General features: G+C 52.3%; 21 protein-coding genes. 10 read left to right on the top strand and 11 right to left on the bottom strand.

The annotated features are described in order from the left end of the window. Positions 1 to 303 precede the first annotated feature (303 nt). Positions 304 to 1,233, bottom strand: coding sequence for a VWA domain-containing protein (locus VK738_20700; GenBank protein HTD25081.1), 930 nt, complete (start codon positions 1,231 to 1,233; stop codon positions 304 to 306). A gap of 484 nt (positions 1,234 to 1,717) precedes the next feature. Between VK738_20700 and VK738_20695 the strand changes: the two genes are divergently transcribed. From VK738_20695 to VK738_20675, 5 genes are all read left to right on the top strand, one after another. Continuing rightward, on the top strand, positions 1,718 to 2,287 hold the full coding sequence (locus VK738_20695) for a sigma-70 family RNA polymerase sigma factor (protein HTD25080.1): 570 nt from the start codon (positions 1,718 to 1,720) through the stop codon (positions 2,285 to 2,287). A 239-nt stretch (positions 2,288 to 2,526) separates the two neighbouring features. Then, a complete protein-coding gene (locus VK738_20690) occupies positions 2,527 to 3,198 on the top strand; it encodes a zf-HC2 domain-containing protein (protein ID HTD25079.1) in 672 nt (223 codons plus the stop codon). Beyond that, positions 3,195 to 4,058, top strand: coding sequence for a hypothetical protein (locus tag VK738_20685; GenBank protein HTD25078.1), 864 nt, complete (start codon positions 3,195 to 3,197; stop codon positions 4,056 to 4,058). Before VK738_20690 ends, VK738_20685 begins: the two co-directional genes overlap by 4 nt. Continuing rightward, positions 4,039 to 6,504, top strand: coding sequence for a CHAT domain-containing protein (locus tag VK738_20680; GenBank protein ID HTD25077.1), 2,466 nt, complete (start codon positions 4,039 to 4,041; stop codon positions 6,502 to 6,504). Before VK738_20685 ends, VK738_20680 begins: the two co-directional genes overlap by 20 nt. Positions 6,505 to 6,529: 25 nt before the next feature. After that, positions 6,530 to 9,538, top strand: coding sequence for a hypothetical protein (locus tag VK738_20675; GenBank protein HTD25076.1), 3,009 nt, complete (start codon positions 6,530 to 6,532; stop codon positions 9,536 to 9,538). A gap of 49 nt (positions 9,539 to 9,587) precedes the next feature. Here VK738_20675 and VK738_20670 read toward each other — a convergent pair whose 3' ends face one another. The 3 genes from VK738_20670 to VK738_20660 all read right to left on the bottom strand — a co-directional run bounded on the left by VK738_20670 (position 9,588) and on the right by VK738_20660 (position 12,721). Beyond that, on the bottom strand, positions 9,588 to 10,175 hold the full coding sequence (locus VK738_20670) for a hypothetical protein (GenBank protein HTD25075.1): 588 nt from the start codon (positions 10,173 to 10,175) through the stop codon (positions 9,588 to 9,590). Positions 10,176 to 10,256: 81 nt separating this feature from the next. Next, the gene (locus tag VK738_20665; GenBank protein HTD25074.1) at positions 10,257 to 11,300 is read right to left on the bottom strand and encodes a dolichyl-phosphate beta-glucosyltransferase; all 1,044 of its coding nucleotides are present in this window, start codon (positions 11,298 to 11,300) and stop codon (positions 10,257 to 10,259) included. Between the two features lie 38 nt (positions 11,301 to 11,338). Further along, positions 11,339 to 12,721: a glycosyltransferase family 39 protein gene (locus VK738_20660; GenBank protein ID HTD25073.1), complete on the bottom strand. Its 1,383-nt coding sequence runs from the start codon at positions 12,719 to 12,721 to the stop codon at positions 11,339 to 11,341. A 653-nt stretch (positions 12,722 to 13,374) separates the two neighbouring features. Between VK738_20660 and VK738_20655 the strand changes: the two genes are divergently transcribed. Both VK738_20655 and mdh read left to right on the top strand, forming a co-directional pair. Continuing rightward, on the top strand, positions 13,375 to 14,778 hold the full coding sequence (locus VK738_20655; GenBank protein HTD25072.1) for an NADP-dependent isocitrate dehydrogenase: 1,404 nt from the start codon (positions 13,375 to 13,377) through the stop codon (positions 14,776 to 14,778). 68 nt (positions 14,779 to 14,846) lie between these two features. Next, positions 14,847 to 15,773 carry a malate dehydrogenase gene (mdh, locus tag VK738_20650; protein ID HTD25071.1) on the top strand — a complete coding sequence of 309 codons (927 nt, stop codon included), beginning with the start codon at positions 14,847 to 14,849 and terminating at the stop codon, positions 15,771 to 15,773. Between the two features lie 80 nt (positions 15,774 to 15,853). Here the strand turns inward: mdh and VK738_20645 are convergent, their stop codons facing one another. From VK738_20645 to VK738_20620, 6 genes are all read right to left on the bottom strand, one after another. Further along, positions 15,854 to 16,450, bottom strand: a complete 597-nt coding sequence (locus VK738_20645) for a hypothetical protein (GenBank protein ID HTD25070.1) — start codon at positions 16,448 to 16,450, stop codon at positions 15,854 to 15,856. A gap of 56 nt (positions 16,451 to 16,506) precedes the next feature. After that, positions 16,507 to 17,034 carry a peptidylprolyl isomerase gene (locus tag VK738_20640; GenBank protein ID HTD25069.1) on the bottom strand — a complete coding sequence of 176 codons (528 nt, stop codon included), beginning with the start codon at positions 17,032 to 17,034 and terminating at the stop codon, positions 16,507 to 16,509. Positions 17,035 to 17,069: 35 nt separating this feature from the next. Next, positions 17,070 to 17,816: a peptidylprolyl isomerase gene (locus tag VK738_20635; GenBank protein HTD25068.1), complete on the bottom strand. Its 747-nt coding sequence runs from the start codon at positions 17,814 to 17,816 to the stop codon at positions 17,070 to 17,072. A 59-nt stretch (positions 17,817 to 17,875) separates the two neighbouring features. Further along, positions 17,876 to 18,637, bottom strand: coding sequence for a succinate dehydrogenase iron-sulfur subunit (gene sdhB, locus VK738_20630; protein ID HTD25067.1), 762 nt, complete (start codon positions 18,635 to 18,637; stop codon positions 17,876 to 17,878). Positions 18,638 to 18,744: 107 nt separating this feature from the next. Beyond that, entirely contained in the window at positions 18,745 to 20,535 is a 1,791-nt protein-coding gene (sdhA, locus tag VK738_20625) for a succinate dehydrogenase flavoprotein subunit (GenBank protein HTD25066.1), read from the bottom strand. Between the two features lie 345 nt (positions 20,536 to 20,880). Continuing rightward, positions 20,881 to 21,645 carry a succinate dehydrogenase cytochrome b558 subunit gene (locus VK738_20620; GenBank protein HTD25065.1) on the bottom strand — a complete coding sequence of 255 codons (765 nt, stop codon included), beginning with the start codon at positions 21,643 to 21,645 and terminating at the stop codon, positions 20,881 to 20,883. Positions 21,646 to 22,002: 357 nt separating this feature from the next. Here VK738_20620 and VK738_20615 point away from each other — a divergent pair, with 357 nt between their 5' ends. Beyond that, positions 22,003 to 22,707, top strand: coding sequence for an NAD-dependent epimerase/dehydratase family protein (locus VK738_20615; protein ID HTD25064.1), 705 nt, complete (start codon positions 22,003 to 22,005; stop codon positions 22,705 to 22,707). Continuing rightward, positions 22,697 to 23,020 (top strand): hypothetical protein, encoded by a 324-nt coding sequence (locus VK738_20610; protein ID HTD25063.1) that lies wholly within the window; start codon positions 22,697 to 22,699, stop codon positions 23,018 to 23,020. The genes VK738_20615 and VK738_20610 overlap by 11 nt, the downstream gene beginning before the upstream one ends. 8 nt (positions 23,021 to 23,028) lie before the next feature. On the opposite strand, the gene VK738_20605 is transcribed toward VK738_20610, so the two are convergent. Further along, positions 23,029 to 23,283, bottom strand: a complete 255-nt coding sequence (locus tag VK738_20605; GenBank protein HTD25062.1) for a hypothetical protein — start codon at positions 23,281 to 23,283, stop codon at positions 23,029 to 23,031. 416 nt (positions 23,284 to 23,699) lie between these two features. Between VK738_20605 and VK738_20600 the strand changes: the two genes are divergently transcribed. Beyond that, positions 23,700 to 25,280, top strand: coding sequence for an InlB B-repeat-containing protein (locus VK738_20600; GenBank protein HTD25061.1), 1,581 nt, complete (start codon positions 23,700 to 23,702; stop codon positions 25,278 to 25,280). Positions 25,281 to 25,795: the final 515 nt, after the last annotated feature.

Genomic DNA, 25,795 nt, shown 5'->3' with positions numbered 1-25,795 from the left:
CTAAGGGCTCCGCAGCCCCCTCGGCTCCGCTCGGGGTGCTGCGCCCTCGCCCACTGCTCGCGCTCATCCGGCGCTCGCATTTGGCTCACGCTAGACACACGTCCTGGCCCAATGATGACCTATAGTTTCTGAGGAAGCAAGATTTTGATATCAGAATGATATCAAGCATGGAGAACTCTTTGTTATTGGAGCTATTGGGATAAATTTTATGAGCATCCAGGTTAGTATAAAAGTTTCCCTTAACTTGTCAGGCTTTTGGATAAGAGAAGCTCAGACTTGGCCGTGCAGAACAGTGGTGGGTTTCTATCGTTTGCCGGCGGAGTAGCCGCTGCGTGTGCGGACCTGCAGATCTTGAAGGCGGGGGGCTTGGGCTTCCACTTTTACTTTGCGATAGCCACCCGTGCTGAGCGGGTTAGAAGGCGTGTAGCCGATGTCGTACTGGTGGCCGATCTCCTGCGCAATCTGCCGGCTCGACTCTTCAAGTTTGTCGGCGCTGTCAAGGAACAAAGCAACTCCGCCGGTGGCGTTGCATAAGCGTTGCAGATCACTCTGCGCGTCGCGCTCCATGGGTTTATTTCCGGGAAAGCCGAGCACGTAGATGATCCAATCATCGCGGTGCTCTAGATTTTGTATTATGTCGCTCACCGACTTATGGCTCTTGGCGTCAGCGCCACCGGTGATTACTACCAGTACTTTCTTCGGGCTGGGCCGTGGTCCCAATTCGTCGGTAGTGATAAACACCGCGTCGTACAACGTTCTGTCGCCGCGAAAAACCAGATGATCCAACGCTCTGTAGATGCGATCCGTGTTACGGGTGAATCCCTGCTCCAGCGTGGGCTCATCGCTAAAGCTAATCAGCGCCACCTCATTTCCGGAGTTGCTCTCCTGAATCAAGCCGGTCACGGCCCGGTGGAGAGCGGCCTGCGCCGGGAGCATGGAAGCCGATGTGTCTACGAGAATGGCCAGAGTTATGGGTGTATTTTCTGCCCTAAAATAGTCGATCTTCTGGGGCTTACCGTCTTCGTAAACGGTGAAGTCGGCGGCAGTCAGATCTTTTACCAATTGCCCGCTTCGATTCGTGACGGTTACTTTGAGGTTGACCTCCTCGACCCTCGGCCCGCTCAACACCTCTGAGTCGTGCTCCGGGGTTTGGGCGGATTGCTGTGCGTGCACAAAACTGCAGGTGGTTGCCCACAAAATGGCGGGCAGAATTAAGCGACCAAGTTGTGGCATGGGGAGAGTTTACACCCTATATACGCAGCAGTATCAGCGACAGTTGCGATTGGGAAATTCGGCCAGAAGTTACACTTCAAGTAAACAATAACTTTTGCATTTTTACCGGAATTTAATGGTAAAAGAACGAAGAAGACATATCCTTAGCCGAAAAAGAGGAAAATTCTGCAGTGTGTGGAGGGTCGCGGCAATTCTCATTTCAGGAAAAATTGAGACAATTTTCCCGTTTAGGAACCAAAAATCTCAATAAATTGATAAAATCCTGTCTTAAGCTTTCCAGTCCTGTATGGCCAGGGAGCTCAGGGCGAATGTCTTACGAAGCTTGCCTTTTGTCGTCCGCGCAATTTCTTCTTAACGTGCGGTAAATAGCGTGAGACAGACGCGGAAGTACACCCGAGTTTGTTGGCCAAATTCGAATCTTTTGCCGGTAACCTGCGCCCGCTATAATCGGTGCTTTTAACCTTTAATTAATGGGGAGGGGTGTTTGGAGCTGCAATCCTTTGACGACGACTATTTCCAACGCCTACGCGCTGGAGATGGGGTCACGTGTGATCATTTTGTGACCTATTTTAAGCAGCTTCTGCTCATCAAACTGCGCAGCCGCTTGCGTTCTCCGCAGGCCATTGAGGACCTCTGTCAGGACACATTCGCTCGTGTATTCACCACATTGCGCAAGGAAGGGGGAATCCGGAACCCCGCCAGCCTGGGTTCGTTCGTAAATTCCGTTTGCAACAATGTGCTTTTGGAGTACTATCGCAGTTCTTCGCGCGACGTATACCTGGAAGATAACCCTGTGGATCCTCCCGACAAGCGGGTTAATCTGGACGAAATGCTGGTTACCGAGCAGACCCAGCGCCAGGTGAGGCAAATTCTGGATCAGCTCCCTAAAAAAAATAGACGTATTCTGTATGCGCTTTTTATAGAAGAAAGACACAAAGACGAAGTATGCCGCGAGTTCGGCGTGAATCGCGACTACTTGCGGGTGCTTTTACACCGGGCCAAGCAGAGCTTCAGGGATGCTTTGAACAAAAACAAAAAGAAAGACGGGCCTTGATCAAAACAGGAACAAGGACGCTGATGGTTACTTTCGTAATGAAGCGGTTGAGCTTTGAAAACGACTATTAGTACGGAAGTGAAGAGGTTTGGGGCAATCTTGCCGGCCAATCGTAAGAAAGCATGGTCAGAGAGAATACAAAGAATAAATGAAACGTTTTGACATTATGAACAACCATTCAACAGGATGTGGTTATGGACCATACTGAAGCGGTGACAAAGAAATTGACCGAAAGTTATTTGCTGGGAGAGCTCACGCCCGAGCAGCGCGAAGTCTTTGAAGAACACTATTTCACCTGTTCGGACTGCGCAGAAGATATAAAGACGGGAGCGGTGCTGGTAGCGAATGTCAAAGAGATTTTACAGGAGGATTCATCTCTCAGCACAGCGGCAAATCGAGTCCCTGGTTATTCCGGGTGGCTTTCGTGGATGCGCCCCGCTTATTCCTTTGCTGCAGTGGCAGCCATCCTGGCAATACTTATTTATCAAAATGTTGTGACCATACCGAGATTGAAGGGTGAATTTGCGAAAAACAGTGCGCCGCAGGCGCTGGCGTCCTTTTCGTTTATCCAGCAGGGCTCCCGGGGAGCAAATTCTCTCGTGGTGAGTGCCGGGCCAAAGCAACCCTTTGTTTTTTACGTGGACATTCCGACCAACCCAGATTTTGTTTCTTATACATGTATTATTCAGTCTGAATCCGGCTCGACAAAGTGGTCGGCACCTGTCACGGCGGAGATGGCAAAAAAAGACGCTGTGCTGCTTCTCGTGCCGGGCTCGTTATTGCAGCCAGGTAAATATGTTTTGGTCATCCGCGGCAATCGAGCTGTGAACAGCTCCTCGGACACCGGCACCGACATTGCCGAGTATGCATTTAGTTTTGAATCCAAGAACGAAGGAACAACAAAACAATGATTGACCCAAAAAAACAGAGATATGTGCATTACTACAACGCAAGCGCTATGGCGCTGGGCGGCAAAATAACCCGGCCGTTCGAAGCGATTTTGGAGACGCAGGCGCCAAGCGTGCTGCCCATTGACGGAGGATTTGGCTCCTCGCGGGTTGAAAGCTTTCGGTTTAAGGAGCTCATATCTTTCAAGACTGCTTATTCGGTGGTTACCGGGAGCCAAAGCGAGACTGACGGCAGCTTTGCAACAATGGCCTCCGTTACGATTGAAGATTTGAATATCCTGGATGTGGTTACGGCGAAAAAGATTGTGTCTCGCATTTCCACGCACCACCCTATTCCCAAGATCGTTGAAGGCAAAGATCTCGACCCCAGTCCTGGTCCACAGATTGTTGCCTTGGGCAAGTTCGAAGGCCTGTGCATTAACGGGTACGAACTTGACGTAGAGCTTGATGCCAACCTTTCTTGCGAGTGCACTACATACGATGCCTACAAGAAGAACTGTGGAGATGGAGTTACGGAATCTAAAGGCATGATCGTTCGTTCGCTGGTCAAGAATATTTTCAAGAAATGTCCCGGTGGACAGGAGACCCTGAAGTCATATAACGCTCCGGCAAACCAGAGACCGCCGGCTGCAGATGTAGTTGCGAAGTTCCCTTGCCATGAATTAAACCCGACATTACCCAGTGCTGAAAATAAATTCAGTTGCTCGCTGGAGATACAGCACTTTGGCAAAATTCATCTGGCACAATTTCTGTGTTCCTCCTCAGCACGCCGTCTGGTCATGTTGCGGGTGGAGCTGGGATGTCCGGCAGCAGGCACGGTGACTGTGGGATGCGCTCAAGGCAATGGCTCGACAATCCCATAGATGGATTTTCTTGCTAGTGTGTGTGGTTGGATTTTCTGCTTGCAGCCGTCAAACCCAACCTTCCCCGCAAACTGTTTATGAAGCTCTGCGGCTGAAGTTTCAGCATGGCGAACTGATCGAGGCGCAAGCAGAAGCTGACCGCGCGTATCAGGACTACGCTGATCATGACCTACTATGGGCCTGGAGATTTCGCGTTCTTCAGGCTGAGATCCTGATTTGGCGAGGCATGAATGACAAAGCCCTCGTCTTGTTAGATCCAGAATTACCGCTGTCACTTTCTACAGACGAAGTGGCCGTTCGGCGCAGGCTTTTGCAAAGCACAGCTTCGCCGTATCCTGAAGCAAAACGCTTCCTGGATGAGGCTGAACACCTTCCCTTAACCGGTGATCCAAGACTTCCCGGTGAGATCGTACTCATGAAAGGCAACTTGTCTCTTCGAAACAACGACCTTGTTGCAGCGGAAAACTCATTTCAAGAGGCTATTCTAATTGCTCACCGTGAATCTCAGCCATTTCTGGAGGCCAGAGCTCTGGGCAGCCTCGGTATAGCTTCTATGCAAGGACAGCATTACGGAGAGGCTATTGACAGGGACAAAGCTGCCTTAGCGTTTTCGGAGTCAATTGGCGCTCGAGCATTAGTGGCCAAGATTATGGGAAATTTGGGTTGGTGTTACTACCGAATGGGAGATTTAGATACAGCTTTGAAGCTGTTCACGGACGCCGAAGCACTTTCTGCTGAATTGGGACTGCAAAAAGATCAGGTAAGACGGCTGGTCAATCTAGGAATCATCCATTGGGATAAGGCTGAACTTGAGGAAGCGCAAAACTATTACTTGAGGGCGCTTACCATGGCAAAGGAATTGGAGGACCGCCAAGATAGGGCGATGTGTTTGAATAATCTTGCGCTGATTGCTATCGAAAAGAAACAGTTCGATGATGCCGAGCTTTACAACCGGGAATCATTGGACCTAGAACGGGGTAATAAAGACAGTGAACTTTATGCTTTATTTACTCAGGCAAAAATCACCGAAGGAAGAGGGGAATTTGAGCAGGCAAAAACACTCTTGCAACAGGTGATTGATGGTTCCAGCAAGAATTTTTCATTACGTTGGATTGCTCAAGCCAGGCTGGCAAACATTTACACAACTTTAGACCAACCTTTACTGGCAGACCAAGAATTTCGCAAATCTCTAGGCACGATCAATCAGACTCGGGCTTCCCTTAACCGGGAAGACTATAAGTTGACGTTTCTTTCGAGCGTAATCAGTTTCTACGATGATTATGTCTCCTTTCTCTTAAGCCGCAAAAAGGTCAGCGAAGCTCTGCACGTTGTCGAACTAAATCGGGCTCGAACCCTTACTGAAGGGCTTGGATTAAAACAAAATACAGATTCAGTTATTTCTGCTGAATTTCGCCCCGAGGAGATTGCCAAGCGCACAAAGACAGTGATCTTATCCTACCGGCTTTCGCCCGGGCATTCTCACCTTTGGGCAATTACATCTTCCCAAACAGAGATGTTTGAGTTGCCCCCGCAGTCAGAGATCGACCAGACTGTGCATAGCTATCGTGCTGCGCTGGCGGGACCACGCGACGTCAGGGAAACATCGAACCCCAATGGGCAAAAGCTGTATGAGATGCTGGTTGCGCCTGCACAGAAGTTCATCCCGGAGAACTCCCATGTCATCATCATTCCTGATGGAAGTCTTTATGAATTGAATTTTGAAACCCTGCTGGTCCGGAAGGCCGACCAGCTCCATTATTGGATTGAAGATGTGGTGGTAACCAATGCCAGTTCGTTACTGCTACTGGAGAAGGCTACATCCAAAGAAGCTACAAGTACGAAAAATATGCTGTTAATTGGCGATCCAGTTTCACCAAGCCCTCAATACACAACCCTGCCCCAGGCAGCTTCGGAGATCAGTCAGGTAAAAAAATATTTCCCGGCAGACCAAGTCCAGATTTATGAAGGCAAGAATGCAACCGCCAAAGCTTACCTTGAAAGCAATCCGGAAAGATTTTCTTTCATTCATTTTGTGGCACACGGCGTTGCCAGCCGGGAAAGTCCGCTCGATTCCGCCGTGATTCTTTCGGGGGACGAGAGTTCCTACAAGCTTTATGCTCGGGATATCTTAGCCAGACGCTTACAAGCTAACCTTGTAACCATTTCAAGCTGTGAAGGAGCAGGAGGACGCACCTACGCCGGCGAGGGCCTGGTTGGGCTTTCATGGGCATTTCTATACGCTGGTGCGCACCAGGTTATAGCCGCGCTGTGGGAGGTGAATGATGCCGCCACGCCGGAATTCATGCACCAATTCTATGCCGGGATCAGTGCCGGCAGCGATCCAGCCGTGGCCCTGCGCGCGGCAAAACTGTCAATGCTGAACTCCGACGGCATTTACCGAAAACCTTTTTACTGGGCCCCCTTTCAGCTCTATCAAGGCCTATAAACAAAACCAATTCATCGCAGTGAAAATGATGGCGGGCATCCGCCGCCGCAATGGTGCTATTCTGAGCGAGTTGAGCGAGAGCGTACTGCAACTTTCCGCCATTCCTTTTCGCGACCAGCAACGGGCGTTAGCCAACCTGGACGCGATTGCTGGACGTGTATCGGAAGACAGCACACGTTTGCTGGCGTCGCTGCTGGCGGATTCTCCTGATCCGGATTCTGCACTCAATCTTTTTGAACGTTTGAGCTCAGAAGCTGATTCCGGGCTGCTTCGCCTCATGGAAACGCACCCCTTTTTAATTCATTACGCACTGACCGTTTTTGGATACAGCCAATATCTGGGCGAGACCTTGATTCAGAACCCCGACTTGATTCACAGCCTGGCGCGCGAGAAAAATCTGGACCATTCGCAGTCCCGAGAGGACTACAGCGAGCGCTTTGCGCGGCTGCGGGCACGTTCGACCGAAGGGGATTTTTCAGCGCTGTTGGCGCGCTTTAAAAAACGCGAGTACATCCGCATCATGCTGCGCGACGTGCTGCGCATGGCCGGACTGGCAGAGATCACCGCAGAAATTTCAACGCTCTCGAATGTGCTCATCGAGAAGGCGTGGATTGAATGCGATTCAGCCTTGCGCAAGCGCCACGGCGCCCCTCAGCATTTGGGGAACGAACAGCGATTGTTTGACACCGATTTTGCCGTGCTCGCACTGGGAAAGCTGGGTGGCAATGAGCTGAATTACAACTCGGATGTTGACCTGCTGTTTCTATTTGAAGACGGAGAAAACCCCGATGCTGATGGGCTCCATAACCGTGAATACTTTGCACGGTTGGCACAGCAAATTACGGAAACCCTTTCGCGCCCAAACAAGGAAGGAGCAGTCTTTCGCATCGATCTGCGCCTGCGTCCGCAGGGCAACGAGGGTGAGCCCACGATCCCACTAAGCCAGGCCCTGCGCTACTACCAGGACGCCGCGCACGATTGGGAGTTGCAGGCGTTGATTAAGGTACGGCATTCGGCGGGAGACGTCGAGCTGTCGCGCGAGTTTATCCGGGGTGTGCAACCGCGTGTGTACAGCAAAGGACTGAATTTTACTGCCGTGGAAACGGCGTTGGCCTCACGTGAAAAAATTGGCGCACGCCGCCAGTTGAATCGTGCGGTTAACAAAAAAGAGCAGGGAATTGACGTCAAATTAGACCGGGGAGGCATTCGTGATATCGAGTTTTTGGTGCAATGCCTGCAACGCATTTATGGCGGGGAAGAGCCCTGGCTGCAATCCAGTGGAACGCTGTTTTCACTTCAAAAGCTGCACGACAAAAGCCACATCAGCGGCAATGATTTTCACGAGCTCAACGGCACTTATGAATTCCTTCGGAGAATCGAACACCGGCTTCAGTTGAAGCATGGGCAGCAAACCCATCGCCTGCCAGAAGCTCCTGACGATCTGCTGGTTATTGCCCGGACGGTGACCCCATCGCATGAACGTCTCACAGCAGATTCTGGCAAGCAATTGCTTAAGAACTTGCAGAGCAAGATGAACCGCGTAGCCCAGATTTACCAACGGATCATTCATGAACAACAGGTCATGCAGCAGCAAGAGCAGGCAGGAAAGCAATTCAGACTGCGTTCGATACCGGTAGCGGAGCCGGGCCGGGAACAATCCTTTGAGCAGGTTTTGCACCGGTTGGCGGTGGATTCACTGCCCTTGTATCAAATGGCCTCACGCCGAGATCTGAGCAGCCGTATGCGTCGCATGTTACACCGCTTCCTCAGCTCAGCTCTTACAAGTTCTGAACGTTGGGCATCCGTTCTAGGTTCTGGAGAGGCGCTCGAGCGGGCGCTCTCGATTTTTGAAAACAGTGATTACCTTTCGGACTTACTGATACGCCACCCTGAAGAAATCGCTACTTTGGAGGATTCGGCGCTGCATTTCAATGCGGCGCAGCAAGAGCAGCTCAAGCTTGTTCCTAATAGTGAGCCGGCAACTTCAGATACCACGCTGGAATTTCTGCCAACCGCAGATTACAGCCACGCCGAGAAGATGGTATTTTTGCGCAAGCACTACCGTCGCCGCCTTTTCGCGCTTGGCGTTACCGATATTCTTCAGCCGCGTTGTGTCTTTGACTCACTCTTGGATACCTCACGCGCAGCCGATGCAGCTATTCAGGCTGCCCTTGCCATCGCTCACAGCCGGCACGAGATCAAATCACCAGGCTTGACGGTGTTTGCCTTGGGTCGCCTCGGAACTTACGAATTCGATATCGCTTCAGATGCTGACCTGATCTTTGTGCGATCCGATGACATGGACCCGGTTGTAGCGACCAAAATTGCCGAGCAAACGGTGGATATCCTAACGGCGTATACGCAGGAGGGCACTGTGTTTCCTGTGGATACACGCCTGCGACCGCTGGGCGGAGATGGCGACCTGGTGTGCACGGTTTCAGCATTGCGCACTTATTTTTCAGAAAAAGGCCAAGCCCGTGTTTGGGAGGCCTTGAGCTTCTCGAAGATCCGCCACATCGCCGGCCCAGATGAGCTCGCGGACCGCACACTCGATTGCGTGCTGCAGGAAATCAAACATTTTCCCGCGATACCAGATTTTTTGCCCATGATATTGGAGATGCGTATCAAGCTTGCGGAAGCTGAGAGCATAAAAGGGAAAAATTTCAAAAGAGGGCCGGGAGGGTTTTACGACATTGATTTTCTTGCCGGTTATCTGCAAATCCGGCACGGAATGGCCCATGCCTGCATCAATATTCGGGACCGGCTCTATGCTTTGGCGAGTCACAACCTTCTCGACGATGCTGATTGTGCCACTTTGGACTACGCTGCAGAATTCCTTAGGACCGTTGATCACGTTATTCGCGTGGTGAAAGGCCGGGCTCGTCCTGCGCCCCCGGGAAGCGAGCATGGCAGCGGAGTGGTTGAGAAAATTGTTGGTCGCATCCTGCAAAGAGATTTTCCGCAGGGACTCGAACAGGAGCTCGACCGGGTGACGACCGAGGTGCGGGCAACGTTTAACCGGTTGATGGTCTAATCATTGGTGATAATTTCGACCCGAAAAATAAAATGTGTAGCTACACTGCTCAGCGGCCGAAGATCTCCCACCAGAGTAGCTGGGTCCATTCCAAATAAACTATTCTCGCTTGATCTTTGTTGCGCCACCATCTTATAGGATATTGGGGGTTTGGCTCGGCTGGAGTGACAGACCATTCGTACTGAGGAAGATAGTGAGAGTAATCCTTCAAAGCACGTCGCGTTTCAAATTCACCTGCAATAATTAGAACACTCTTGGGCTTGAACTTCTCCAGGCACTTGGCTGCCTGAAGGCTCTCCGAAAGATTGATCTTGATAACGCAAATATCTATTTTGCCGGCAACATCGGGTTGTTGATCGAAATACTTCTGTGCCAGTTCCGGCGCTGAATTACCAAAATATTTGATTGCCGGCACATCGGCGATCATGTGCTCAGCGTATCCATCTTTTAGTAAATATATTCCTCTGTCATACCGGAGTTGCAACCCTCTTGAAGGAACCAAGATAACATCGGATTTCCTGGCATTATCAACAACCAGATAATTCCCGCAGTTTCTAAGCGCAAAGAACACAATGATGAACAAGAGAGCCAAAATGGCCAAGGCGACAATTCGGCTGCGTTTGAATGGCGAATTCATCTTTGATTTGAGGGCTTCGTAACGCTGCTCCTGCTTCTCGGGTTCCGCTGTTGTGCCCTTGCAAAAAGCTGGCGTGTGCCTTTAATCCTGATTGGAGATATAGTCAAACTCATCGGCCGCAGCATTTTGCTCGGAATCCTGAGTTGGATTTTGGAAATCAGAATGCAAATCTTGTGCAGGCTGGAACCTTTGCAAAACTACTGAAGAAAGCTGTTCCCTCGATCCATTCGAACCAATGACCGCAGTAATACCGTTCATGAACATGCTGGTCCCCAGTAGGATTAAGACCGCAAATGTTACCCTCGCAGGCGTAGGTATGAGACAGGACCACAGGTTTTTTCCCCGAACGCCATCGGATTGCAGAACAATGAAAGGAGCAGCCGGGCTGGGATACTTACCCAAAAGTTCATACCATGCGATTCGCACTACCTCCGATAGCATTTCGAAACCATGTAAAAATGGCTTCAACTTCGAACGCCGGTCGTGTTGTATTCGGACGGGAACTTCTTTCACGATCATCCGAAGCCCTTTTGCAATTACGAGTAATTCCGCATCAAATGCCCAGCCTGAAACGGTTTGAAAGCGAAATGTCAGGCTGGCGGCTTGATTCGTGAATGCCTTAAAGCCACACTGCGTATCCCGGAAGCGGAGGCCGAGTAACAATCGAACCAGAAGATTGAAGCAACGGCCTAAACCTCGCCTGAGGAAAGACTGGCGTATTTGCTGCAAACTGGGCTTCAACCACCTTGAGCCGATGACAATGTCAGCGCCTTCGCTGAGCTTCTGGAAAAGCATGGAAGTTTCTTCCATACAGGCGGGCAGGTCAGCATCGGTGATTAATACCACATGCCCGGTGGCGTCCATAACGCCCATGCGAACGCAGTGTCCCTTGCCACGATGAACGGGGTTCCGGATCAGGCGAATCGAGGGATTATAAATGGCATAGTTGGTGACGATCTCTGCCGTGGTGTCAGTGGAACCGTCATCCACAACGATGATTTCCACGGACCACTGCTTTTCGCATGCGTACACCAAAATATGATCAAGGGTTTGGACAATGCGATCCGCCTCATTGTATGCAGGGATGACGATGGTGCACTGGAAGAACGGTTTTTGTTCGGCCATACGAGGTTTGAAGTTGGGCATAAAGTGTGAATCGCGCCTCAATGAAACAGTAATGTAGCGGAGTCAGCCACAGCATCAAGATTTTGATGATTACGAGTGGTTAATTCCTGATTAGAATATTGTTCCACTACAATAGCCCCGTCGTAGCGCAGTTCGCGGTGGTAGGGATAGGCCTCAGACAAATGTTTTCGAAACGAGCGAAGATACTCATCCTCGCGGCAGGAAAGTAGCCAAACAACTTCAGGATGATTCAATCGCGACGTGTCAATTGCGTAAAACTGCGAAGGTACCACATGCAATGTATTTGAAGCTGGATGAAGCTGTTGTTGGTAATACGCAAGCGGCTGTTGTGCGTACCAGGGATAGGAGACGACGGTATCCAGCGGGCCGCTGTTGTACAGCAAGTATTGTGTAGCCGCCCTCCAATTTTCTTTTGGCTTTGCATAGTACTTCCATACTGTTGCCAAGGACAGCACGGAAACGATCACCAATCCAGTCACAAAAATACGCTGCGACCGAAGGCAACAAAACCCACGCGCTACCAATACCAGAAGTGCAGGCAGACAGATCACCAGGTAACGGTAATTAAAAATCTGCTTTCCTGAATGGGAAATTACCATGTCCGTGAAAATTGGGAGCAGTAAGCAGCTCAGCAAAAGAATGAAGCGCCATGATTCGATAGATTGCTTTGACTCACGCCACGTAGCGAAAAATACCCACAGTGACATTCCAAGGCAGATTACGTAAACGATTGCCAGAAGAACCCCAAAGACCTTGCCACCATAACTGGCGAGAAACAGCAGAAGACGGTAAAGTTCCATAATCCCCGGGTTCGGAATGAAATCAATCTGGCCGACATCTTTCCTCAGCATGAACCATAGCGCAGGAAGGATGGAGAGCCCAATCGCCGCTGCACTCAGGCAAAACTTCTTCAGATCAATGGCCTTACGGGGCAAGAAAAACAAGGAAGCCCATTGCGCCAGCATGAGCAATCCAGCAAAGAAATGCGTGTAGATAGCAGCGACGGTTACGAGTGCATAAAGCAGCCAGTTTCCAGAGGTTGAGTCTTCGATCGCTATGGCAAATCGAAGGATTGAGAGTGTCAAAAAGAAAAGCAGAAGGGCATAGCTCCGGGCTTCTTGCGAGTAGGCTACATGACACGCATTGACAGCCAGTAGTAGGGCACTCACCACGCCCACCGAAGTTGAAAAAAGACGGGCCCCAAGCCGGTAGATAATAAACACGGTTGCCACTGCCGGAATGACGGACAAGGCCCGAACTATGAACTCTGTGTTTCCAAGGTGAATCCAACCGCGAAGCAAAAGATAGTAAGTCAACATGTTGGCTTCGCCTTGCCACATGGTCTTCCAAAATGCTGGCCAGGATTGTTGAGCAAAGGCAAGACTTCCGCATTCGTCCACCCAAAGGCTCTTGGACCCTAAGTGAAGCAAACGGAGTCCGGCGGCAACGAAGGTAACTCCGCTAATGGCAATTAAGAATATGTGGGCGCGTGCATCTTTCAGCTTACTGCCTGACCCTGAGTAAACGTAGCATTGATGCATTTGAATAGAACGTTCGGATACACCTCTCCCATTCCTAAATCTCGATCAATCAGTATGAAATGTCTGATCTTTAAACTAGTACACTAAGTTTTAAGTTTTGCTGGCTGGAAGTTCCAAAGACTCGAAGCTTAAGCTTGTCTATGTATCTTTACGAAAGCTTTACAAATCTTTGCGAATGAACCATATTCCAATTCCCCCCATCATGTCAAGGAAGGTTTCAATAGGTAAATTTTACTTAGTAGGCAGGATTCCAGTTAGTTGGTCTCCGACAGCAAGTCATTGATCAACTTCAATTTCGCCGGAATACTGGAATCAGTCTGAGGCAATTTAGCGGAATGCGTAGACAGCGACTCATAAATAAACGAAACCCAACAGTTTGAAATCCCAAGAATTCGCATGGTTTATTGCGCGCCCTTCCTACGAGATGATAATTTAGATAGTTTGCTCCAGCGAGTGTAGAAGCACTATCGGTTGGAGCTCTCAATTCATATTCAATTTTTGGAAAGGGCTTCATGTCGAAGGCATATAACGGTATTTCTGTTCCTGCCAGTGGGGCGAGGATTGCTTACGCAAATGGCAAATTTTCTATTCCGGATAACCCCGTCATTCCTTATATCGAAGGCGATGGTACGGGTCGCGACATCTGGCGGGCTTCACACCGGGTTTTTGATGCAGGCGTAGAAAAAGCCTACAAGGGCAAGCGCAAGGTTGCCTGGTACGAAGTAATTGCGGGTGAGAAGGCTTTTAAGCAATTTAACAACTGGTTGCCTGACGATACCATTGAGGCGATCCGCGAATTCCGGGTTGCTATCAAAGGACCGCTGACAACGCCGGTGGGAGGTGGTATCCGGTCGCTGAACGTGGCGCTGCGGCAGATTCTCGATCTCTATGTATGTTTACGGCCGGTGCGATATTACAAAGGCGTCCCTTCGCCGGTGAAGCATCCTGAGCTGCTAGATGTAGTCATCTTCCGCGAGAACACGGAAGACGTGTATGCCGGTATCGAGTGGGAGAAGGGAACCCCGGACGCCGCCAGGATCATAGACTTCATCAATACCCAGATGCTGAAAGGTTCGAAGAAACAGATCGCGGCAGATTCCGGCGTAGGCATCAAACCGATCTCCGCCACAGCGACGAAAAGACTGGTAAAGGCCGCCATTCGCTATGCCATCGAGAAGAAACGACGTTCCGTTACCCTGATGCATAAAGGCAACATCCAGAAATTCACTGAAGGCGCCTTCCGCAAGTGGGGATATGAAGTTGCCCGCGACGAATTCCGCAGCCAGACCGTTTCTGAGCGTGAGAGCTGGATCCTGGACAATAAAGACAAGAACCCTAATATCAGCATCGAGCAGAATGCAGCTTTGATCGAGCCAGGACTGGAACTGGCCCCGAAGGACTTCACGCAGAAGGTTTGCGAAGAGGTCCGCGATGTGCTGGACACCATTTATTCCACGCATGGCAAGGGCGCATGGAAACAAAAAGTATTAATCAGCGACCGCATCGCCGACTCAATTTTTCAACAGGTCATTACACGTCCGAACGAGTACGATGTGATCGCATGTCCAAACCTGAACGGCGATTACCTCTCCGATGCTTGCGCCGCGCAGGTGGGCGGATTGGGAATTGCTCCCGGCGGCAACATCGGTGATGAGTATGCTGTCTTTGAAGCGACGCACGGTACCGCCCCTAAATATGCAGACAAGGATGTCATCAACCCTGGTTCGGTAATCCTTTCTGGCGTGATGATGTTCGATTTTCTGGGATGGCCGGAGGCCGCTCGCCTCATTGAAAATGCAATGGAGCGCACCATTCAGCAAAAGAAAGTGACATACGATTTCGAGCGGCTGATGGAGGGCGCAACCAAAGTGAAGACAAGTGAATTTGCCGACCACATTATTCAAAACATGGGATGAGGTTTTCGCCGCGGATTGACGTGGCTCGAGACTGGATTTCAAGAGAAATAACGAGAGGAATCATATATATGCGTAAGAAGGTAACGGTGGTTGGGGCTGGGAACGTGGGAGCAACGGCAGCACACTGGATCGCCTCGAAAGAATTGGCCGACGTGGTGCTGGTGGACATTATGGATGGCATTCCTCAGGGCAAGGGGCTTGATCTGCTTGAGGCCATGCCTATTGAAAAGAAAGACTCCCTGGTTGTGGGAACCAATGACTACGCTGCCACAGCCAATTCGGATATTGTCGTGATTACAGCCGGTATTCCACGCAAGCCCGGGATGAGCCGCGACGACCTGCTCAACACCAACTACAAGATCATGCAAGATGTCGTTGGCAAATGCGTGGCCGCTTCTCCCAACAGCATCTTGATTATAGTTTCGAACCCGCTGGATGCCATGGCGCAGACCGCATTCAAGATCAGCAAATTTTCACGTAACCGTGTGATCGGAATGGCAGGCGTGCTCGACTCGGCACGTTTCCGTACCTTTATCGCTCAGGAGCTAAAGGTCAGCGTGGAAAACGTAACCGCCTTCGTCCTCGGCGGACACGGAGATACCATGGTCCCGCTGCCGCGCTACTCTACAGTTGCTGGAATTCCTATTACGGAATTAATGGACGCTGCCACAATCGAGCGCCTGGTACAGCGCACACGCGATGGCGGTGCGGAGATTGTGAAGTATTTGAAAGCAGGCAGCGCTTACTATGCTCCGTCGGCGGCCGTTGCAGAGATGGTAGAAGCTATTCTTAAGGACAAAAAGAAAATCCTGCCCTGCACGGTCTACCTGGAAGGGGAGTACGGTATTCAGGGGCTGTTTGTCGGCGTGCCCTGCAAACTTGGAGCGCGTGGATTGGAAGAGATTATCCAGATCAAGCTGATGCCGGAAGAGCAGGCAGCGCTGCAAAAGAGCGCAGATGCGGTGAAAGAACTGGTGAACGTAATCGGAGTGTAAAACAGCTCTAGTTTGCAGTTTGAGGAGACGTAGCACAGGCTGTGTCTCTTTGCATTTTAGAGATGATCAACAGGCCAAAGTTAGTCAGCCGATGTTTCGTCGGATAGGTCTTGTTGAGATTCGAACTCGGTATTTGATGCGGCATGAAATGCCGCACAGTCTTCAAGAACAGAGCGCAAGATGAGCCTGAGGTCGAAGCGTTTGACGACAAGCAGGTTCTTTTCCCAAACAGCGTCTTCGTGGTTTTCAGCCATCATGCGGCCAAGCCCTTTGGGGGTTGTAACCATGGCGGATTGTGTCCACTGGTAACCATCTTCCGGGTTTTCCAATTCGATAACAAATTGATCAAAGAAATCAGTTGGATCCATGGGGCCGGTTTCAAGGTCGGTGTTGCGGAAGAAGTAATTCAAAATCTTGGGACGAAAAAAATCGGGGCCATACTTTTCCTCAAGCTCCACCTCAAGTTCGTCCACATCGAGCGGGAATGGAAGCTCATTTCCAACTCTGGGAGGAGATTTTCTTTGTGAGTCTGGCGTCGAGCTTGGCCGCGCCCTTTCGATCGGATAGGGCAGCGGCGAAGTATGGCCAGCGGAATCGCCCGACAATGATCTGGCAACATAGAAGAGCGCGGAGCCGCAAGCTGCAATAACCGCGATTTTTAAAACAAGAAGTTCCATGACTTAATTTTGCGGAGTCAGAACTTGGGCTCCATTTTGCAACAGGTTCCAGGTATTCAACTCCGCTCAATTGTAATGGAGGTGATTTTGACCTCCTGCGCGGGCTTGTCCTGGGGGCCGGTGGGGCTATTCACGATCTTTTCCACCACGTTCTGACCTTCGACGACTTCTCCAAAAATAGTGTGCTTCCCGGTGAGCCACTGTGTGGGAGCTACGGTGATGAAGAACTGAGAGCCATTGGTGTTGGGGCCGGAGTTGGCCATGGCCAACTTGCCGGGCTTGTCGAAACTGTGTGGCGAGCCTTTGGTCTCGTCTTCAAACTGGTACCCGGGGCCACCAAAGCCCGTGCCGGCAGGATCGCCGCCCTGGATCATGAAGTTCGGGATCACTCGATGAAATATGGTTCCGTGATAGAGCGGCTGCTTACTTTTTGTGCGTGTGACAGGATGTGTCCATTCGCGCTTGCCTTCGGCCAGATCGGTGAAATTCTGGACGGTTTTGGGCGCATTTTTCTCAAACAAGCGGCAGACAATCTGCCCCAGAGTGGTATCAAAAATTGCGTAAGTTCCGGCTGGTCGTGCCATGGTGTGCTCCTTGTAAAAGTCTTTTCATGTCACCTTTACTGCTTTTTTACTGGTAAAGGCTTTTTGGTGGGGTGGGTTATCGCTTTTGCGGTGGGGACTGACGCAGTCGGCATTCCCAGAATAGTAATCTGCTCAATCTTCACCGGATCAAATGGGCGATCGTTGCGTTCGTCACGCGCACGCCGGGCAATGTTTTTCACCAAAGTCACAGTTGCATCATCACATGTACCGAAGATGGTGTAGTGGCCCGCATCCAGCCAGGGTGTAGGTCCCTCGGTGATAAAGAATTGAGAGCCGTCAGTGTTGGGACCGGAGTTGGCGTAGGCCAGACGGCCAGGCAGGTCGAACTTCACGTCCGGGAATTCGTCGGGAATCTCATAGCCGGGACCGCCGGTGCCGTCTCCCAGTGGATCGCCACCCTGGATCATGAAGTTGGGAATCACACGATGAAATATGGTCCCGTTATAGAGCGGAACGTGGTGTACCTCCTTGCGGCTTTTGGGATCTTTCCAGTCCTTCATGCCTGTCGCCAGCCCCACAAAATTTTCTACGCTCTTGGGGGATTTATCCGGGAAGAGCGTACAAGTCAGGCGGCCCGCGGTTGTGTCAATGACCGCCGTAGGTTTATCTACCTGGGGCATGGGTGGGACATCTGGTTGAGTATTTTTGGCAGACACCGTTTTGCGATGCGTGGTTGCCGGTTTGTGCTTAGCGGTGCTGGGGCTAGTTTGTGCCGCCAAAGTCAAAGACAACAACAAGAATAAGGGAAGCAGTCGAGACATTAAGTTTGCTCCTGAAAATGGTTTAGTGCGCAGTCAGTCAGTATAAATTCATTTGCAGCCTACCGCCTGAAAAAGTCGGTCACAGCCTGTTTCATGACATCGCGGCCAACGTCGGAGATCGAACGTGTCAACGGAATATCTTTGGGACAGGCCTCGACGCAATTCTGGGCGTAACCGCACTCCTGGATTCCGCCATCACCCATGAGCGCGGTCAGGCGCTCGTGTTTCATCATCTGACCGGTGGGGTGCGTATTAAACAGGCGCACCTGCGAGATGGTGGCTGCGCCTACAAATCCGGTATGCTCGTTGAACTGCGGGCATACCTCCATGCAGCAACAGCAGGAGATGCAGCGCGAGAGCGGATAGGCTTCCTCCTGCTCGGTTTGCGACACGCGCGGGCCTGCGCCCAGGTCATAGGTGCCGTCGAGCGGGATCCATGCCTTGACCGCCTTCAGGTTCTCGAAAAGAACGCTGCGGTCAACCGCCAGATCGCGCACCACCGGGAACTTGGAAAAAGGCTCCAGGCGGATGGGCTGCTCAAGATTGTCTACCAGCGATGAGCAGGCCATGCGGGCGCGTCCATTCACAAGCATGGCACAGGAGCCGCACACCTCTTCCAGGCAGTTGGAGTCATAGGTAATCGGCGTAGTGAGCTTGCCCTGGCGCGTGACCGGATTGGCCGCGATATCCATCAGGGACGAGATCACGTTCATGTGCTTCTTCCAGGGCAGCTCGAATTCCTCCCAGTAAGGCGAGGAGTTGGGTGTGGCCTGGCGCTTGATTTTAAAGAGTAGAGTCTTAGTAGAGTTCTCAGTTGTCATTGAAAGCAGTTCTCGTTCTATATTTCAAAGTCCCGTCTATCTTTCTCGCAGTGCTAGAGACGTAGCATGCTACGTCTCTACGAGGCATTCTCGTCTTGCGTTCGCACTTACTTGGCCATGTCATAGCGCCTTGGCCTGGGTGGAATTAATGTCGTATCCACCGGCTCGAATTCGAATTTCGGTTCGTCAGCGTCGGGCGCGAATGAGACTTTTGTGGTCTTGAGCCAGTTCTTGTCGTCGCGCTCCGGGAAATCGGGTTTATAGTGCGCGCCGCGCGATTCGTTGCGCAGAGCGGCTCCCTGGGCGATCACTCGTGAGAGTTGCAGCATGTTGTAAAGCTGCCTGGCAAATACCACGGATGTATTCGCCCAGTTGGATTTATCGCTCAGATTAATCTGCTTAAAGCGCTCAAGGAACTCGCATATCCGGGCATCGGTTTCCTGCAAAGCCTTGTTATAGCGGATGACGGTGCAATTGCGGGTCATCAGGTCACCGAGTTCGCGCCACAGACGGAAGGGGTTCTCGCTGCCATCGGACGACATGAGTCCGGAATTAATCTCCGTCTGGCGTTTACGTTCAGCTTCGAAGTGGCTGCCGTTAATGTCGTCTGCCGACTTTGCCAATCCTTTGGCATAGGCCAATGCATTGGGGCCAGCGGTAAAGCCGCCGTAGATACACGAGACCAGAGAATTGGCTCCCAGGCGATTGGCGCCGTGATATTGGTATTCGCACTCGCCGGCCGCAAAAAGACCGGGAATGTTGGTCGCCTGCTTGAAATCAACCCAGAGGCCGCCCATGGTGTAGTGCATGCCGGGGAAAATCTTCATTGGGGTCTCGCGAGGATCATCACCGACAAACTTCTCATAAATTTCCAGGATACCTTCGAGTTTGCGGTCGAGCGTGGCGCGGTCAACATGCGTCAGGTCGAGATAGGCGGCGGGTTGGCCATCAATTCCCAGTCCGTGCTCGTACACGACTTTGTGAATGGCGCGCGTGGCGACGTCGCGGGGAACCAGGTTGCCGTATTTCGGATACCACTCTTCCAGAAAGTACCAGCGTTCCGATTCGGGAATGCTAAGCGGGTCACGCTTGTCACCCTGTTTTTTGGGGACCCATACGCGTCCACCTTCGCCACGCGCCGATTCCGACATGAGCCGGAGTTTATCTTCGCCCGGGATGGAAGTCGGATGCACCTGGATAAACTCGCCGTTAGCGTAATAGCAACCCTGTTGATAAAGCGCCGATTGCGCCGAGCCGGTGCAGACGACGGAGTTGGTGGATTTCCCAAAGATAGCGCCAATGCCGCCGGTGGCGATGATGACCGCATCCGCCGGGAAGGTGCGGACCTCCATCGAGCGCAGGTCCATGGCACAGATACCGCGGCATACACGGTTGCCATCGAGCACGGCCGAGAGAAACTCCCAGTGCTCGTATTTGGTTACCGAGCCCTCCGATTCATGGCGGCGGACCTGTTCATCGAGTGCATAAAGAAGCTGCTGGCCGGTGGTGGCGCCGGCGAAGGCGGTGCGGTGGTAGAGGGTGCCTCCGAAGCGGCGAAAATCCAAAAGGCCTTCGGGGGTGCGATTGAAGGGAACACCCATGCGATCGAGCAGATCAATAATGCCGGGGGCAGCCTCGCACATATTTTTAACCGGCGTCTGGTTGGCGAGGAAGTCGCCACCGTAAACTGTGTCGTCAAAGTGCTGCCAAGTGGAGTCGCCCTCTCCCTTGAGGTTCTTAGCGGCATTGATGCCGCCCTGCGCGCACACCGAGTGGGAACGCTTTACCGGAACAATAGAAAAGAGATCAACGTGACCACCCTTTTCGGCAATCTTGATTACAGCGGAGAGCCCGGCCAATCCTCCGCCTATAACGATAATTTTCGGTGCCGCTGCCATTTAAGTTTTGCGTTCCTTACGTCTAAAATTACTATCTTGTTACTGCGATTCAGTGGCTCAAGTAGTGGAGGGGGTGGGGTATTACTTTAAGTAGTCCCACAATCCCAAAACTACTAATTTTAAAAGACTTACTCGGCGTTATCTGGATGCCCGAGTAGCCCTCCAATAGTATCCGGCTTTCAATCTAAGGGCTCCGCAGCCAAAAACAAGGCTGCTACGCCCTCGCTTTTGGTTCGCGCGCGACAGCGCTCGCCAAAAGCTCACCCGATCTTCGAACACACCTCAGAAAATGATGAGCCATTGTTCCTCAGGAATCAACGTTTTGATACCACTTTTTACAGCTCTTCAATGGCCCGTTTCTACGGATTCAGCAGCAGGTCCTTCAACCGGTTGCTGAGGATGTGTAATAAAACTGCGAATGCTCATCAATCCCACGCCCGAGATGGTTAGAAACAACAGCATACAAACCACCAGGAAACGCTGCCGCGCCTTTTCTCCCACGGTGATGCCCCACTTGGCGCAGAAAAGCCACACGCCATAAGAAAAATGCCAGGCGGCGCAGAGTAGTCCTACTATGTAAAAGGCGAGTAGAGCAGGCTGCGCCAGCTCGAGCTGCACTTTCCCGAAAGACGCGCCGGGGGTCTGGTGAAGATCCACACCGGTGAAGCGCAGGTGCCAGACATGCCATGCGATGTAAGCAAAAATTATTGCACCGGTCCAGCGCTGCAGCGTGTACATCCAGTTGCCCTGCCAGGGATAGCTGATGACGTTAGTTTCACCGCGATACCAGATGTAGAAACCGTAGAGCCCATGGAAAGTAATCGGCAACCAGATGCCGAAGGCTTCGAGCATAACCACCAGCGGCAAACTGCCCAGGAACCTTACCTGGCGGGCATAGGCCTGGGGACCATTGATGGCCATGGCGTTGGAAAACAAAATATGTTCGAGCAAAAATGCGCCGACCGGGATAATTCCACTCAAAGAATGCAGGCGCCGCCAGAAATAAGAGCTGCCTTGGCCCGTCCGCAAAGGGGCAACTCCAGCGTGGATTTTGGGAACGTCCTTGCTGGAAGCTGGTGGAGAAGATACGCCGGCGGGACTTGATGCCATTTTTGTCAGTAGCTCCTTGCAGTTTCAGCGGGGGATGCCAAACTTTTTATTATCTTTTCTCGCGCGGGTGGAAGTCAAGGAAGCGGGTGGGTGGCAGTGGGTCAGTTTGGAAGGCCGATCTGGGATCACTTCTGGACCGCCGACAATCTGGGAGTCGGCCCGTCAATGACCACAAGGGCGTTTCCGAGGACTAATTGTCTGCGCTGACTCCTGAAGGCGCTCAATAAGTGCATCAGCCTGACAGCGCCAATTGAGGAAGAGATGCCTTATTGGCTCAATTTAGAACCTATACCAAGTATGCTTCTCTCTTGGGATGAACGGGGCTGTCGCATCCTTCCGTAAGCAGAGGTCCTCTTTATGAATCTGAACTTCGCCGCAATTATCCTCGGTGGTACTGGGCAAGTCGGTGGTGCAGCGGTCGCGGAGCTGCTAGCAATTCCGGAATGCCGGGAAGTGGTGATGGTCACCAGAAAGCCCATTGCGGCGCGATCGCGGGTGCGCAACGTCGTTCTCGATACCGTCGCTGCTGACTTTGCCGAGCGCACTGCCGCCCTTGCCCGCGAAGTCTTAAGCCAAGGTCCCGTCAGCGCCGTGAGCTGTGTGGGTGTCGGTTCTGGATCGAGGCGCTGGAGCGAAGAAGAATTGAAACGACTTGAACTCGGCGTCGTCGGCGAATTTGCGCGTGGCTGCCACTACGCCGGAATCGCCCAGTTTTGCCTGCTTTCTGCGGCAGGAAGCACAGCCCGCAGCCGGTTTCGATATGTCCGCGTAATGGGCATGAAGGAAGACACCGTGCGCAACATCGGTTTTACCCGCCTCGCCATCTTTCGCCCCGGCATCATTGTAGGCAACGCTCATACCCCGGCCTGGGTCGGTTTGTTGGGAAGCCTCGTGCCTGGGCCGTTCGGCAATATCGATCAGCGAATTCTCGGTCGCTCAATCGCCGCGGAGATAGCTTTGCACAGTCGAGAGGCCGGCGAAGTTATCCGCGAAAATGCCGCAATGAAAAAACTCGCTACACAGTTCAATAGCGTGACTTTGGGATTTTTACGTGAGGTCTAGGCCAAATCAATCGCGAGAGATAAAACCGGAGAGCCGCACTATTTCGAGCTGCTGCGATCATCGAGCAATTATCCCGGACGAAGACTTGCATCGCCACGCGGTCGAGAACCTCAACCAAGCCGATGCACTCCTCTTTGGCCGGGTGACCTACGAAATGATGGAGGCAGCGTGGCGGCCGCCGGCGCTGACGGGAGTGAGGCCTGATTGGATGGAACCCTTCGCCCGGACGATCGACGCGGCAAAGAAGTACGTCGTGTCGAGCACCCTTGACCGGGTCGATTGGAACGCGGAACTCGTGCGCGGAGATCTGTAGAAGGCCGTTCAGCAGCTCAAGCGGGAGTCGGGTAAGGGACTGTTCGTGGCAGGCGTGAAGCTCGCGCAGGCGTTGGCGGCTCCAATCAGGAGCAAAATTGCCACTACCTCTCCAAGCTGGCCACCCATAGATTCGCCCGAAAGTGGCTTGTAGGAAGTTGCGGGCGGATCGTCCGTAAACAAGAAACTGAGAATGTGAGTCGCCGGTAGCGCGGAAAACGTTCCATTCCAGGAGCCGTCGTCATTGATCGGAGCGCCACCCAAGGGTTACGCCATTGAGTACAACAGCGATGCCTGACGGGCAGTAGGTCCCGGGAAAGCTAGCTCCCTAACTCTGATATTTCATGTCACGTTTCCTAACATTTACGTTGACAGAGAAGCTGACAAATTTTGACGCAGAAAATGACAAAATTTGTTCTTGCATCAGCTTGCCAGCATGGGCAGAACGGTCACCACTATTGCGCGCAAACATTTTTAAAGTGCAAGATCCACCTGAAAAACAGGAATTGTGGAGGGGAACATGCTGTGTGTAATGTCAGGGTGTCGAAATGGATGTCGGTTTGTTACGAAGGTCTCTACGCCTTTCGTGTCGCGGATTTTGCAGGAGTTGGACTAGCCGATATGTGCGCCTAAAGGGAGCGGCGAAAGCTCATGGTACACGCCGGTTCGGATTCATTGTCTTGGCTTCGAGTATTTTGGCCGGTTGCGGTGGGAATTCGTCCTCTCCTCCGATGCAGCTTGCCAACCAAACATCTACGGCGACATACGGCGCCAACGGAGCGACCGGGGGAACGGTTACTGGAGGCACATTCGCGATTGGCCCAGGAAATGCGCCTGGCCCAGGAAACGTGACGCCATATCCGCAATCACCCCCAGGGGCAACTCATCAGATTACCTATGACGGGAACGGGAGCACGAGCGGCTTTGGCCCATCGGATCCGAGCCAGTATCTGCCAGGGGGTACAGTGACAGTCCTGGGGAATCTCGGATTTCTGTTCAAGCCTGGATATGTGATGACGGGATGGAATACCGCGGCCGACGGGTCGGGGATCGCGTATGAAACCGGGACGACATTCGCGATGGGGACAAACGATGTAACCCTCTATGCCCAGTGGAGCCCTGGGAACTGGCCTCCGGTATCGATCTGGGGTGGAGCGCGCGAGGTAATCACATTGAAAGCCGACGGGACGGTTTGGACTTGGGGATTGAATGCATCGGGGGAGTTGGGAAATGGAAACACGAATGACAGTTGGATTCCGGTGCAGGTGCTGGGAGCGGGTGGATCAGGGATTCTCAACAATGTGACGGCGGTCATGGGCGGGGAGTTGCACAATGTGGCGCTGAAGTCGGACGGGACGGTTTGGACTTGGGGCAGCAACATCACCAATCAACTGGGTAATGGGATGCCGGCGGGAAAAGCCAACAACAGCCTGACGCCAGTGCAGGTGAGCGGACTGACGTCTGTAGTGAAGCTGGGATCGCGTGGCTACCATTCAGTGGCGGTGAAGTCGGATGGTACGGTCTGGGCTTGGGGATGGGACCGGTATGGCGCGCTGGGGAATGGAATTGACGATGCTAATTTCGACTATCCCGTTCCGGTGCAGGTGCAGGGCGTAAACAATCCAATCATGGTGACGGCCGGATATCTGTTTGGGGTGGCACTGTTGCAGGATCACACGCTTGTGGCGTGGGGCGACAACATTAATGGCACCATAGGAGACGGAACGACAACCAACCGGTTGACGGCAGTGCCAGTGACAGGGATCGACAACGTGGTGTGGGTATCGGCGGGATGGACGCATGTGGTGGCGATTCGCGCCGATGGCACGGTGTGGACTTGGGGCCAGAACGTATGGAACGGGGCCTTTGATATGTGCAATGGAGTGTTTTGTGGATACGGAAAGCTGGGAGACGGGACCACCAACGACCACCACTCGCCTAAGCAGGTGGCCGGGTTGAGCGGGGCGATCATGGCCTTAGCCGGGGACTCGAGCACTTCGGTGCTGTTGAGGGATGGCACGGTATGGACGTTCGGGTCGAACGGAGCGGGGCAACTCGGCGTTCCCGGGATGAACCAGAGTTTGGTGCCAGTCCAGGTGCAGGGGCTTTGCCACGCCGTCTACATCATGACGCGGGATTTTCACAATGAGGCGCTTTGCCAGGATGGAACGTTGTGGTCTTGGGGATCGGGGGACAATGGAGAGCTGGGCAACAATACGAATTCGAATAGCGTAACGCCGGTTGAGGTGAAAGCCTACTGAAGTAAGTAATAGCTTTGAATCGTATCGCAAGCTTGTTCGCATGGTTCGTCCCACGAGCATCGTGACTCAGTGTTTGTCATTTCGACGCGCAGCGGAGAAATCTCTATTATGCCAATGTTCTTTGCGGCCACATCTATCCCGGGACAGACTGTATGGGGGTGAAGACTTGTATCAGGGCATGGCTTCAGAGGCTGCGGAAAAACTCCCTTTGGCGTGAAGATGTGTCAGGGCACGGATTCATCCGTGCCGAAAAGTGCCCCAATATCGTGCGGCCCTTCGTGCCGCCGGTGACTAGAACGCGCTTGCCTTTGAATTCATCGCCAGAAACGACAAAAGGATAACTGTTGGTCATGTTCCCTCCAAAAGGCCTCTGGGATCAGCTCATGCTATCCATTCCCCCGTCCGCACTACACGGCGGCTGGCCTCAGATGGGTAGATGGCTCGTACCGTTTATTTGTAGAGCCAAGGCTTATAGGCAATCTCGATGTTGTATCCGTCCGGGTCGCCGATGTTTG

It is taken from the genome of Terriglobales bacterium (assembly GCA_035487355.1).
Taxonomy (GTDB): domain Bacteria; phylum Acidobacteriota; class Terriglobia; order Terriglobales; family Acidobacteriaceae; genus QIAW01.
The sequence above is the reverse complement of the archived record's forward strand: the minus strand, read 5'-3'. Positions and strand labels throughout refer to the sequence as shown.